Origin of the sequence: Labrys sp. (in: a-proteobacteria) (assembly GCF_047605565.1) — a bacterium.
GTDB lineage: Bacteria > Pseudomonadota > Alphaproteobacteria > Rhizobiales > Labraceae > Labrys > Labrys neptuniae.
Genome location: NZ_JASGFM010000075.1, coordinates 1 through 12,520 on the forward strand (window position 1 = coordinate 1; position 12,520 = coordinate 12,520).

14 protein-coding genes are annotated in these 12,520 nt (G+C 65.6%); 5 read left to right on the forward strand and 9 right to left on the reverse strand.

Going from position 1 to position 12,520, the window contains the following annotated elements; translation table 11 throughout:
• Positions 1–181: 181 nt before the first annotated feature.
• Complete coding sequence (locus QM672_RS32045; protein ID WP_415087331.1) at positions 182–535, forward strand: VOC family protein; 354 nt, start codon at positions 182–184, stop codon at positions 533–535.
• A 244-nt stretch (positions 536–779) separates the two neighbouring features.
• On the opposite strand, the gene QM672_RS32050 is transcribed toward QM672_RS32045, so the two are convergent.
• From QM672_RS32050 to QM672_RS32065, 4 genes are all read right to left on the reverse strand, one after another.
• A complete protein-coding gene (locus QM672_RS32050) occupies positions 780–2,114 on the reverse strand; it encodes a glutamine synthetase (RefSeq protein ID WP_415087332.1) in 1,335 nt (444 codons plus the stop codon).
• On the reverse strand, positions 2,111–2,749 hold the full coding sequence (locus QM672_RS32055; RefSeq protein WP_068290711.1) for a cysteine hydrolase family protein: 639 nt from the start codon (positions 2,747–2,749) through the stop codon (positions 2,111–2,113). The genes QM672_RS32050 and QM672_RS32055 overlap by 4 nt, the downstream gene beginning before the upstream one ends.
• A 74-nt stretch (positions 2,750–2,823) precedes the next feature.
• Entirely contained in the window at positions 2,824–4,269 is a 1,446-nt protein-coding gene (locus QM672_RS32060) for an APC family permease (RefSeq protein ID WP_415087333.1), read from the reverse strand.
• Between the two features lie 14 nt (positions 4,270–4,283).
• Positions 4,284–4,541 (reverse strand): hypothetical protein, encoded by a 258-nt coding sequence (locus QM672_RS32065; protein ID WP_415087334.1) that lies wholly within the window; start codon positions 4,539–4,541, stop codon positions 4,284–4,286.
• A 44-nt stretch (positions 4,542–4,585) separates the two neighbouring features.
• Between QM672_RS32065 and QM672_RS32070 the strand changes: the two genes are divergently transcribed.
• Entirely contained in the window at positions 4,586–5,482 is an 897-nt protein-coding gene (locus QM672_RS32070; RefSeq protein WP_394314104.1) for a MurR/RpiR family transcriptional regulator, read from the forward strand.
• A complete protein-coding gene (locus QM672_RS32075) occupies positions 5,483–6,253 on the forward strand; it encodes an N-formylglutamate amidohydrolase (RefSeq protein WP_415087335.1) in 771 nt (256 codons plus the stop codon).
• On the opposite strand, the gene QM672_RS32080 is transcribed toward QM672_RS32075, so the two are convergent.
• Positions 6,226–6,840: an HD domain-containing protein gene (locus QM672_RS32080; protein WP_415087336.1), complete on the reverse strand. Its 615-nt coding sequence runs from the start codon at positions 6,838–6,840 to the stop codon at positions 6,226–6,228. The genes QM672_RS32075 and QM672_RS32080 overlap by 28 nt on opposite strands.
• Positions 6,837–7,994 carry a gamma-butyrobetaine dioxygenase gene (locus QM672_RS32085; protein ID WP_415087337.1) on the reverse strand — a complete coding sequence of 386 codons (1,158 nt, stop codon included), beginning with the start codon at positions 7,992–7,994 and terminating at the stop codon, positions 6,837–6,839. The genes QM672_RS32080 and QM672_RS32085 overlap by 4 nt, the downstream gene beginning before the upstream one ends.
• Before the next feature lie 92 nt (positions 7,995–8,086).
• Here QM672_RS32085 and QM672_RS32090 point away from each other — a divergent pair, with 92 nt between their 5' ends.
• Complete coding sequence (locus tag QM672_RS32090) at positions 8,087–8,974, forward strand: LysR family transcriptional regulator (protein ID WP_415087338.1); 888 nt, start codon at positions 8,087–8,089, stop codon at positions 8,972–8,974.
• A 5-nt stretch (positions 8,975–8,979) separates the two neighbouring features.
• Here QM672_RS32090 and QM672_RS32095 read toward each other — a convergent pair whose 3' ends face one another.
• The gene (locus QM672_RS32095) at positions 8,980–9,318 is read right to left on the reverse strand and encodes a hypothetical protein (RefSeq protein ID WP_367625586.1); all 339 of its coding nucleotides are present in this window, start codon (positions 9,316–9,318) and stop codon (positions 8,980–8,982) included.
• A gap of 636 nt (positions 9,319–9,954) precedes the next feature.
• Here QM672_RS32095 and QM672_RS32100 point away from each other — a divergent pair.
• The gene (locus QM672_RS32100; RefSeq protein ID WP_311943846.1) at positions 9,955–10,728 is read left to right on the forward strand and encodes a mechanosensitive ion channel family protein; all 774 of its coding nucleotides are present in this window, start codon (positions 9,955–9,957) and stop codon (positions 10,726–10,728) included.
• A gap of 15 nt (positions 10,729–10,743) precedes the next feature.
• Here QM672_RS32100 and QM672_RS32105 read toward each other — a convergent pair whose 3' ends face one another.
• The gene (locus QM672_RS32105; RefSeq protein WP_415087339.1) at positions 10,744–11,661 is read right to left on the reverse strand and encodes an NAD(P)-dependent oxidoreductase; all 918 of its coding nucleotides are present in this window, start codon (positions 11,659–11,661) and stop codon (positions 10,744–10,746) included.
• A 13-nt stretch (positions 11,662–11,674) separates the two neighbouring features.
• Positions 11,675–12,289, reverse strand: a complete 615-nt coding sequence (locus QM672_RS32110) for a TetR/AcrR family transcriptional regulator (protein WP_311943849.1) — start codon at positions 12,287–12,289, stop codon at positions 11,675–11,677.
• Between the last annotated feature and the right edge of the window lie 231 nt (positions 12,290–12,520).

Here is a 12,520-nt window from a genome sequence, read left to right on the forward strand (position 1 = left end):
CCCGCAAGGGGAGAAGGGGCTCGATTGGTTAGGCAGAACACAAGGGCGTCCTCGAAAACACGGCAGCGCCGACTGAAAAAATCCCTTCTCCCCTTGCGGGAGAAGGTCCCGGCAGGGGGATGAGGGGTCTCTCCGTCATCTATCGCCTGTTTCCATCAACTACCAAAAAGAAGAGGACGCCATGGCCGTGCTGCGCATCGTCGCCAATCTCGCCGTCTCAGACCCACAGGCGGCCCGTGCCTTCTACCAGGACCTGCTCGGGTTGGAGGTGGTGATGGACCATGGCTGGATCCTTACTTTTGCCGGCCAGGGCCAGCAGACACCCCAGCTCAGCCTCGCCAGCGAGGGCGGCAACGGCACGCCGGTGCCCGATCTTTCGATCGAGGTCGATGATGTCGACGCGGTCCATGCCCGCGCCCGGGCTGCCGGCCACGTGATTGTCTACGGCCCGGCCGACGAGCCCTGGGGCGTCCGTCGCTTCTTCGTGCGCGATCCGCTCGGCCGCCTCCTCAACATCCTCTCGCATGCCGGGTGAGGCAGAGACGGGATTGCGACGCGATGGATTGGAGAACGCGACGCCGGCCAACCCTTCTCCCCGTCCTTACGGGGAGAAGGTGAGGATGAGGGGCAGCACATTGTTTGCAGAACAGGGCGTTGCTTAGCCCCTCACCTTTATCCTCTCCCCGTAAGGACGGGGCGAGGAGGCACCTGCGTCGAGCTTGTTCGGCATCGGATCATCTCGCCCAATCTTTCCCAACCTATGAAAAGCCGTCATGGCCTCAATAGACCTCGGCGTAGCGGCGGCAGATTTCGGCATCCGACCAGGCCGACGTCATCTCGATCTCGGCGCGCTTCATCGCCAGGAAGCCCTGGATGATCTCGGGATGGAACCAGTCTTGCACGATTGAATCGTGCATGAAGGCGTCCAATGCGTCGGGCAAGCTCTCGGGAAGGCGGCGCAGGCCGAGGCGCTCGCGTTCGGAGGGCGGCAGCGTGTCGGGATCGTTGGCGATCAAAGGCGGCTGTGCCAGCCCTTCGCGGATGCCCGCCAGCCCGGCGTGGATCATCACGCCCAGGGCCCAATAGGGGCTGGCCGTATTGTCGGCCGCGCGATATTCGAGATTGAAGGCCTTGGCGATGTTGGCGCCGGGCGTTTCCGCTGTCGGGCAGATGCGTACCGAGGCTTCGCGATTGAGGGCACCGAAAGCCGTGTAGGCCGCGCTCCAGTGATGGGGACGCAGGCGGAAATAGGACACCACGCTCGGTGCCGTCAGCGCCACCAAAGCGGGCATATGCCGGACCAGTCCCGCGACGAACTGGCCGGTGGCTTCCGAGACGCGCCCCGGCCGCGCCGGATCGAAGCTGGCGGGGGTCCCGTCCGCGCTCCGGAAGGAGAAATGGATGTGGAGGCCGTTGCCGACTCCGTCCGGCGTGGATTTGGGCACGAAGGTCGAGCGCAGGCCGCAGCAGCGGGCGACCTCGCGCGTCACTTCCCGGATCACCACGGCCCGATCAGCAGCGGCAACGGCGTCGGCCGGGCCGCAGACGATTTCGAACTGGTCCCGGCCATATTCGGCGAGCACCATTTCGGGCTCCGCATCGGCTTCGCGCAGGGCAGCCATCAGCAGGGGGCCGAAGGGATCGGCCCGGCGCATCGAGGCCAGCGAGAAGGAGGGCGCATGCTCCCAGGCCGCGCCCTCGATCTGGAATTCCATTTCGAAGGCGGCCGTGACCTTGAGGCCGGTTTCCGCCTCGAAATCGGCAAGCGCCGCCTTCAGGAAGGAGCGCCCGCAGCCATGCCAGGGCGTGCCGTCGAGCGTGGTGATGTCGCACAGGACGCCATTGAGAGGCGTCTTGCCCGGCAGGCCCGAGACCCGGAAGCGGCTGGCCTCGTCCGGCATCAGGCGCAGATCGCCCGCCGATCCCCAGGGATTGTCCGCCGGGATGCTGTCGAACGGCGTCAGGGCCAGGTTCGCCGGCACCCAGCCGCAGCCCTTGCGCATGGCCGCTTCTCCCGCCGCCGCCGGAATCCAGCGCCCGCGCGTCAGGCCGATCATGTCGGTGGTGAGGAGGGCGACGAGTTCGTCGCCGGATAGGTTCTGGTCCTGGCTCATGCCGACAATCCGTTCAGGCGCCGGACCACCTCGTCGGTATCGCTGACCCAGCAATAGCCGCCCATGGCCGAGAGGGCAGCCCGGTGCCTTTCTTCCGAATAGGTGCTGCAGGCATCCTGAACCAGTGTGACGAGATAGCCCCGGTCGGCGCCGTCGCGCACCGCCATGTCGACGCACTGGTCGGTGAGCTGGCCGGCGATCACCAGATTATGCGTATCCAAGTTCCTCAGCACATAGTCGATATTGGTGGAATTGAAGACGCCCGAGGAGGATTTGGGCAGTACGATCTCGTTGTCGATCGGCTGCAACTCGTCGATGACGTCGCCATTGGGATCGTCGACCGCGATGTGGATCGGCGTCAGCTTGTGGTCGAGCGAGCGGTCGCGGCCGTCCTTGGTCAGGCTGCGGATGATGGTGTGCAGCACATTGGCGCCGCCGGCGCGGGCGGCGGCGAGCAGGCGCTGCTGGTTGGGCACGACGAGCTCGCGGTTGCGCTTGTAGAAATAGCTGTCCGGATCGGCGTCGGGATGGGCTGGGTCTCGGCCCGGGATGGTCCAGATCTTCTGCACATCGACGAACAGGATCGAGGTCCTGCCCGGAAGGAAGGCGGAATCCCGGCTGGCGGACGTCGGCATGGGTGGCTCCTCTCAATCGGCCTGTCTTTGTAACGGAAGCCGGAGCGCGCGGATGCGCCCCGGCTGAATTGGCGTCAGCTCTTGCTGGGTGCTCCCAGTTCGCCGGCGAGGCGGTTGCCGATGCTGCGCACCATGCTCGGCGCGCAGAGCGTGACCAGCAATCCCAGGACGCACCAGCCGAGCGCCAGCACCGGCGCCGCGAAGGGATCGAACGGTCCGACGAGGTTGAAGTAGAGCGCGGTCACGATCACGGCCATGCCCAGGACGGGAATGACGAGTTCCCATTTGGGAATGGCGACCTGGCCGCTGAGGATCAGCCTGGTAACGCCGACCTCGACCATCAGATAGACCACCATCAGGCAGACCGAGCCGATGATGGCGAAGTGGAAATAGGCATCGATGGCGAGGTCCCCCGTGCCGATATTCGGGCGGCCGGTGAGATAGGCGATGAGATCGACGATGGCCGTCACCGCCAGCACCACCCATACGGCGTTGCGTGGCTGGCCGTGCCGGCTGTCGAGCGCGCCGAGGATTCGGGGGCCGAAGCCGTCCCGGGACAGGGCGAACAACAGGCGGCTGGCGGTGGCGACGGAGGAAAGATGCGAGCCGAAGGCGGCTAGGACGGCCGAGAAGATCAGAATCAACGCTACCGGCCGGCCGAGATAGGTCTCGGCCAGGGCGCCGAGCGTGTTGCCGGAGCCCTTGAAGGCCGCCAGGCCCGCCGCATCCGTGCCGAAGCCGATGGTCTGGGCGAACATCACGATGACGAACAAGGCACCCGTCAGCACGACCGAGCCGAGCAAGGCGAGGGGGATGTTGCGCTTGGGATCGTCGGTTTCCTCGCCCAGCGTCGCGCAGCCCTCGAAGCCGGCCCAGGACAGGAAGGCGGCCACCACCGCGGCAGCGACGGCCTGGAAGCCGACGCCATCAAGGCTGAAGCTGGAGAAATCGACATGGGTCGTCGGCGCGCCGCCCTTGGCGAAGATTGTTGCGGTAAGGATGATCATGAAGACGATGCCGATGCCTTCGACCAGCAGCAGGACCTTGGAGATGGTTCGGGTGTCGCGCGTGCTGAAATAGACCGAAAGCAAAGCCCCGGCGAGGGCCGGCACGATCCAGGGCAGCTGATAGGGCTTGTCCGCGCCATGCTGCAGGGCAGCCAGGAGGGCGTTCGCGAAGGCGCCCAGCGCCGCCAGCGTGCAGATCGAGAAGAAGACATAGGTGCCGAGCAGGGCAAAACCGGAAAAGAAGCCGGCGCGGGCCCCCACGGTCGCGCCGACCAGGGCATAGGCACTGCCGGCATGGTTGTAGTAGCGGGTCAGCCGGATGAAGCCATAGGCGATCAGCGCCACGCCGGCCAGGCCGAAGACGAAGACGAGGGGGATGGCCTTGCCGACGGAATCGATCAGCCCCTGACCGTTGCCGCCCATCGCCAGGGTCGGTCCCATCAATCCCAGGGAGAGCGCCAGGGCCTCCCACAGTTTCAGCTTGCGTGATGTCTTCCCGTCATTCCCGCTCATGCTACCCCACAGTTTCAGGACACGCGGCGCGCCGGCATGGCGTGCGACGAGGCCATGATGTTTTCGGATGGACGACAGCCGTCATTGTTTGCGCGCGGCATGACTGCCGAAGCCACGCGCATTGTGCGGACAGAATTCGTGGAACGCGGAAACGGCAGGCCGGGGATCAGGATCCCCGCGTATCGCTTGCTTTTTCGCACGAGCTGCTTGCTGAAAGCGAAGAAAGCATCGCAGGCCATGCCTGTCAATGTTTTTTCATATTTGACGGGCAATCGATATTTATGTCAAAACTCTAACATAACGAGGGCCGCCGATCATGCCTCTGAAAGACCTGCTGACGCAGAGCGGACTCAACCTCACGCCGGCCGAGGGCAAGATCGTGCAGGCCCTGCTGGCCGACTATCCGACCTCAGGCCTGGGGACGGCCTCCAACCTCGCCAAGCGGGCCGGCGTCAGCGATCCGACCGTGGCGCGGCTATCCGCCAAGCTGGGCTTCGAGAGCTTCGCCGATTTGCAGGCCATGCTGATCACCGAAATCGAGGCGAGGCTGCAATCGCCCTTGCTGATGTTCGAAACCAAGCGGACGGCCGGCGACGGCCCGGCCACGGTACAGACCTATCTTCAGTCGGTCGCCCATCGCGTTGCCGAGACCGAAACGGCGGTGCCGGCGCAGAACTACGACCAGGCCGTGGATCTCATCATGGCGGCGAAGGGGCGGGTGCTGCTGCTCGGCGGCCGTTTCAGCCGGCATCTGGCCGGCATCCTCGCGGGCTATCTCGGCCAGTTCCGGGGGCAGGTGACGGACCTCGCGCGCTTTTCGGCCGAAAGCTTCGACCTCCTGCTGGAACTTGGCAACCGCGACGTGCTGATCGTCTTCGACTACCGCCGCTACCAGACCGACATCGTCCGCTTTGCCACCCAGGCGGCCGAGCGCGGTGTCAGGCTGATCCTGTTCACCGATCAATGGCTGTCGCCGGTGGCTGAAAAGGCCGAGGTTGTCTTCATCGCGCCGAGCGAGGTGAATTCGCCTTATGACACGCTGGTGCCGGCCCTCGCCCAGCTCGAAGCCCTGTCCCTGCACGCCGTCATGCGCAGCGGCGATGCCGTCAAGCGGCGCATCCAGGCGCTCGAGGACATTCGCAGCAGCGTTGGCGTCACGGTCAGCGAAAAGGGCGCGCAACAACCTATCCCCAATGATGTCCAGGACCATTGAATGCCGAATTCCCGGATGCAGCACGAGCCCGCCCTCGACAATGCCGATTGGCCGCCTGCCCTCGAGATCGTCAACCAAGCAGGGCGTTCGCCGATCGTGCTGATCTGCGAGCATGCCTCCAACCATATGCCGGCCGAGTATGGCGGGCTGGGCCTGGGGCCGGTGGATCTGGGCCGGCATATCGCCTGGGATGTCGGCGCGGCAGAGGTCACACGCCATCTGGCGCGCCTGCTCGACGCGCCCGCTTTCCTGGCCGGCTATTCGCGCCTGCTGATCGATTTGAACCGGCCGCTCGGCGCTGCGAGCAGCATCCCGTTGGTGTCGGAGGCGACACCGATTCCCGGCAATCACGACCTTGCTCCCGCCGAGCGGGAGCGGCGTGAGGCCGTGATGTTCCAACCCTTCCATCGGGGCGTGGCGCACTTTCTCGATGCCCGGCAGGCGCGCGGGGAGGGGAGTGTGATCGTGGCGATCCACTCCTATACCCCGGTCTTCCATGGGAAACAGCGCCCCTGGCATGCCGGGGTGCTGTTCGCGCAGGCGGCCTCGATGGGCCAAAAGGTGATCGAGGCGCTGCGAGCCGCGGCACCCGGGCTGCTGGTCGAGGCCAATGTGCCCTATGTCATCGACGGCAACGACTACGCCATCCCTGTTCATGGCGACCAGCGCGGCCATCCGGCCATCCTGATCGAGATCCGCAACGACCTGATCGCCACACCCGATGGGGCGGAGCGCTGGGCCGGCTATCTGGCGGGCGCGCTGTCGGCCTGAACGGTGCCATCCGCCAGGAAGCGGTCGACCACGCGCTGCAACAGCGGGGCATAGTCGCCGAAGCGGCGGGTCTGCAGGCCGGCGACCTTGCCGGCTTCGTCCCAGAGCCGGACCCGCACGGCCTCCTTGTAGAAGGGACTGGAGCGGAATTGCGCAATCTCGGTCGCGCTCATCGGGCCGCCCTGCAGCTGTAACGTATGGCGCGAGGCGGGAGAGAGCTTGGCATCATAGCTCGGATCGGTGGCGCACAGATAGCGCTTGGCCGCCACGTGCAGCCGCACGCATTCGGTGACGACCTTGGGGAAGAAGGGCGCCAGCACCTCGGCGCCGGCATCGTCATGATGCTTGTCCTCGGTGTCGTCGGGCGAATAGGCGCCGAACTCGCTGGTGAAATGGCCGACATCATGCAGCAAAGCGGCGGCGACCAGTTCGTCGCTGGCACCTTCCTGCTCGGCGAACCAGGCGCCCTGCAGCATGTGCTCGGCCATGGTCACGGGCTCGCCGAGATATTCCTCGGCGCCCCGCCGCTCGAAGATGTCGGCGAGGAAGGGCACGATGGTGGCGGCGTCGAGAGTTGGCGTGGTCATTCGGCGGCCTCCCGGCGGGTTTCGGCCCGGATGGCCGCGAGGGTGGAGAGCAGGCCGTCCTTGTCGGCATAGCAGCCCTGGAGCCAGCGCTTGCCGCTGCCCGAGAAAGCCTTGCGGGCATGCATGACGCGGGTGTTGTCGACGATGAAGAGTTCGCCCGGCCTGAGCTTGAAGCTCACTTCCATGGCGGGATCTTCCAGGATCTCGGCAAAGAGCCGATAGGCGGCATAGAAGGCGGCCATTTCCTCATAGGGTACGTCGGTGAAGGCGGCGGCCGAGCGGTTGTTGAAGCGGATGGCGATCATCTCGCCATCGGGGCCGAGTTCGATGAAGGGACGCTTGGAGCGCAGGCACACGCCCGAGGAGCCGGCATATTCGAAGCGCACGGCATGGCGGCTCAGCAAGTCGAAAGCCTTGGGATCCTCGGCCTGCAGGCGCCTGGCCACGGCGAAGCCGTCGACCACGATGGAATCGCCGCCCTCGACGGAGTTTTCCAGGCAGGCCAGCAATTGCAGCGTCGGCACCGGGTCGCGATAGGGATTGTCGGTATGGGCCTGCAGGCCGAGATTGGTGTAAGCGAGGTTGGTCGGGTTGACCTCGGCCCGCACCTCGAACCAGCGGCCATAATTGGTCTCGCGCACATAGCCGAACAGGTCGGCGACCTCGCACAATCCGCCCGAATGGGTCGGCATATCAGTCACCACGGCAAAGCCGAAACGCTGCACCGCGCCGAGCCAGGCGCCGAGCGCGGCCCGGTCCTGGCGCAGACGGTCATAGGAGGCGGTGGGAACCTGGCCCTGCAGGCCGGCGTCCCAGGGCTCGATCTCAGGGCCGAGCCAGCCATTCCCGGCGGGAGCCGGCTTGTCGTAGCCGTGCTCGCGCAGCCAGAAGGCGGGAAACACGGCCTGGTGCTGCTCGGGGGCGAAGGTGATGGCGATATCGCCCCCGGCGGTGAGTTCGGCCGAGGCGATCACTGTATCGGCCGGAATGTCGAGCACCGTGATCAGGCGCTGGCCATTGGCGCTGCTGCGGGTGCGGGGATCGAGGGCATTGTCGCGCAGCCAGATCGCGTGGAAGCGAGCGCTTTCGCCATCGCTCCAGCGCACACGCAGGGCACGCCCTTTGTCCAGGATTTCAACTGTTTCCGCCTTCATCGCATGGCCTCCCGTCTGGATCGCAGCCATTGTGCGGAAGCCTCTGTCATCGTACAAACAATGAAAAATGTGCAGATGACATCATTTCCATTATGGCAGAATCATCCCGCCTTCCGCCGCTCGCCTGGCTGCGCACCTTCGAAGCCTGCGCCCGCCACCTCAATTTCACGGCGGCCGGCGAGGAACTCGGCCTGACCCAGGCCGCCGTCAGCCAGCATATCCGCAACCTGGAGGCCGAACTCGGTGCCGCGCTGTTCACGCGCCAGCGGAGGGGCGTGGAACTGACGCCGGAGGCCGGCGCCTATCTGCCCCATATCCAGGGGGTGTTCAGGGCGCTTGCGCGCAGCACCACAGAATTGTTCGGTCGGCGCGGCGGCCAGACGGTCGACCTGCGCTGCCCGATCTCCTTTGCCCTGCTCTGGCTGGCGCCGCGTGTCCCGGCCTTTGCTGCCGCCTTTCCGCAGATCCGCCTGGCGCTATCGACCGTGCATGTCCCGGCCGACTATGCCGATGATCGCGAAGGCTTCGACATCCGTTTCGGTATGGGGGCGTTCGAAGGACGTGACAGCCATCGCCTGACCTGGGAACGCCTGGTGCCGGCGGCGGCGCCTGCACTGCTGGGAGGTCTGCCGGATCTCCGGCACTGGACACGCCTGCCCCTGCTCTCGGTCGCCGGCGGCCGGGAGATGTGGCCGGACTGGTTCGCCCGGGCCGGCATCGGGGCGCCGGGCCGGCCAGCCTTGGTCTTCGACAGTTTCGTGGTGGCGCTGGAAGCAGCCAAGGCCGGAGCGGGGGTGGTACTGGCCTCGCGGCCCCTGGCGGATGCGACCCTGGCGGAAGGCCTGCTCCGGTCGCTGTCGGACATCGAGCTTGCCGGCGAGCGCGGCCATTTCGTCACCAGCCCGGCCGGGCGGGCGCTCGCACCGCATGAGCAGGCCGTACTGGACTGGATCCTGCACGAGGCAAGGCCCCGGGCCTGAGCGCGTCAGGAAAGGGCGGTCCGCAGGCCCCTGTTGTCTTCGCGAGCTTCCCAGGACGGTCCGGTCGGCCCGCCAGAGCGAGACGTGCCGCCGGGAGGCTTCGTATCCAGATTGCCGGGCACTTTCGTGGAGGCGAACGGGTCGCCCGACCGGCCATTGCCGACCCAGTCGGTGAATTGCAGGAGCTGGGCGAGGCTGGCAGGGCCTGGACCTGCCGGCAGCCAGCGGCGCAATTCATAGGGATTGACCGTCATGTAGCGGACCGTGAAACCTTGCGCCTTGCCCGCCTCGCGCCAATCGGCCACCAGACGCAGCCAATCCGCATAAGGTATATGCAGAGACAATAATTCTTCGAGGAACGGGTAATGTGTTCTCGTAACTCGGGGAAGAAACAGGAAATGCATAGTATTCCCCCGTAGATTTGAGAGACGATTCGAACTTATCTGTCGGGCAGCATACCCCGTAATTTCCTACCTCTGAAAGTTGCCCAGACGGATTAGAGAATTAAACCGTTCGCTTAATACTTGTTGGTTATAGTGGTGTGGCGCTTTGCGGCGCCATGATAGTCAACGGTATTAAGTTGCGAGGAGATACGCGACCTGGAGTTGTGCCCAGGCGGCGCGGCAGGGCCCGCCGGCCCGAATCACGGCCCTGGCGCCGGAGCTCGCAGGCCGGATGGTTGCGACAGTAACGACCATGAAAAGACGATCATCGCGCTGGCGCGAACGCTTTCTCTACTGAGCATGGATCTGTTCCAATGCTTTGTTTCGATGTGTTTTGGTGAGGCCTGCCGAACGCGATGAACCCCGGAGCAAAACGCGTTCAAGTGCGGGCGCTCGCTTGCTCTAACTCTCTGGTTCGACGCGTCTTTGCGGCTGTTGATGATTCCATCAAATCGCAAAACGTTCCGGGGGGCTTTAGGCGGACTGTGCGGGCATGCTATCGGGAGAGCCGCCCGCTGCCCACCCAGGAGGCTTCCGTTGCCGATCGATCTCAATGGACTTGGAAACCTGTTCATCCTCTATGGCATCAACTGCCTGGGGGCCCTCGTGATCATGCTGGTCGGCTGGTGGGCCGCCGGCATGCTGGAGCGTCTGACGACCAGGGCCCTCACCGCGACATCGCGCATGGATCCGATCGTCACCGCCTTCCTGTCGAGCCTGGTGCGCTATGGCGTGCTGGTGCTGATCTTCATCCTGATCCTGCAGGTGATCGGCATCCAGGCCACCAGCCTCGTCGCCGTGCTGGGTGCCGCTTCGCTGGCCATCGGCCTGGCTTTGCAGGGCACGCTTTCCAATATGGCGGCCGGCGTGATGCTGCTGCTGTTCCGGCCTTTCCAGCTCGGCGACAGCATCGAGGTGGCCGGTAAGGCCGGCACGGTCAAGAACCTCAACCTGTTCATGACCGAACTCGCCAGCGGCGACAATGTGCAGGTTCTGATTCCGAACGGGCAGGTCTGGGGCTCTCCGATCACCAATGTCTCGGCCTATCCCACCCGCAGCGTCAATGTGAAGGTGCCCGTGCCCTATGGCGGCAATGCCGAGGCGGTGTCGGGAGCGATCCGCGATTTCCTCAGCCGCGACGGCCGGGTGCTGCCGCTGCCGGCAGCCTCGATCGTGTTGTCCGGCTTCACCGAAAAGGGCGTCGACATCGCCGTCCAGGCCTGGGCCAAGGCCGGCGATGCCAATGACCTCAAGGCCGAGATCCTGCAGCGGGCCTCGACGGCCCTGGAGGCCGCCGCATCCGCGGCCTGATCGCTCGCTCCGCGATCACTTCTGCGCAGCGCGCCGTTCGGCGACGCGCGAGAGCGCGGCCCAGTCGAGATGGCCTTCGCCATGGGCGAGGGCGTCGAGATGGTTGTCGCGCAGCACGCCGGCGAAGGGCAGGGGCACGTTGACAGCATCGGCCGCCTCGAGAGCGAGGCGCACATCCTTAAGGCCGAGCGAGAGCTTGAAGCCGGCGGGCTCGAAGCGCTCCTCCGCGATGGCGGCGCCATAGCCCTTATAGGGCGGCGCGGCGAAGATGGTGGAGGTCAGCATCTCCAGGAAAGCGGCCTTGGCGACGCCGTGGCCCGCTGCCAGCGTCGACGCCTCGGCCATGGTCTCGATGGCGCTGGCGATCATGAAATTGGCGGCGAGCTTCACGGCAGCCGCCTGCTCGGGCCGGTCGCCGAAGCGCCAGGTCTTCTGGCCCAGCACGTCGAACAGCGGCTGCACGCGGTCGAGTTGGGCGACATCGCCGGCCGCCAGGATGTTGAGCTGGCCGGCCTCCGCCACATTCACGCGCCCGAGCACCGGGGCGGCGACATAGGAGAGGCTGCGGGCCGCATGCTCGGCGGCGATGTCGCGGGTGAAGGCGACCGAGACGGTCGCCATATTCACGACGACGGCGCCCTTGGCGAGGGCGTCCAAGGTGCCCTGGGCAAGCAGGACATCCCGGCTCGCCGCGTCATCGGCCAGCATGGCGATCAGCACCTCGGCGCCATCGGCCGCATCGGCCGGCGCGGCGGCCGGCTCGGCCCCCAGTGCCGCGAGGCGGGCAACCGGCTCCTGCGAGCGATTCCAGGCCCGCACGCGGTGGCCCGCCTTGACCAGATTGGCGGCCATGGGAAAACCCATGGTGCCCAGACCGAGAAAACCCACTTGCATGATCGAGAGCTCCTTATTTGGAAATGATCGTTTCCGAATTGGTCAAAAAAAATCAGTCGAGCACTTTCAGCGCGAGATCCGTGATATCGGCCATGTCGTCATGCCGGCGGCCGGTCTTGCCGATCACGCGCATGCCGAGCAGGACGCACAGGAGGGTGCGCGCCGCCTGATGGGCCCCGAGATGCGGATTGACGGAGCCGTCTGCCTGCCCCTGGCGGATCAACTCGATCAACAGCGCCTCGTTGCGGCGCAGGGCCAGCGAGACCAGTTCGGAGAGGTCCTCGTCGAAGGTCACCAATTCGACGGCGCTGCCGACGACCAGGCAACCGCGGCGGCCTTCGAGATCATGGGCGGAATCGACATAGAAATCGAGCACGGCGCGCAGCCTTTCGCGGCCGGTGGCCAGGCCTTGGATGCGGCCGCGCAGGCCGGTATTGCGCAGCGAGGTATAGCGCTCGAGCGCTGCCACGAAGATGGCGCGCTTGTCCTTGAAGGCCTTGTAGAGGCTGCCTGCGGTCAGATCCATCGCCTTGGCGAGATCGGCGATCGAGGCGGCATGATAGCCGCGCTCGCGAAAGGCGAGGATGGCCTTGTCGAGCGCGGCGTCGAGATCGAACTCCCGGGGGCGGCCAGCCTGGCGCGGGGAATCGGTGAGGGAAATGGACATGCAGCGAGATTAGGAAATGATCGTTTCCTAATCAAGCGCCCCAATGAAGTGAAGAGGCGGACAGGATGTCCGCGGTCCCAGCCATATCGTTTCCGACACGACACTGACAAGGCTCGCACGTGAACGGCCGCGGCTGGGACCGCGGACGCCTCGTCCGCCTCTTGCCGCTTCAGCCCGTGACGGCCCCTTCGCTGGCCGGGCGGGCCAGCGCCGCGAACTTGGCGAGCACGC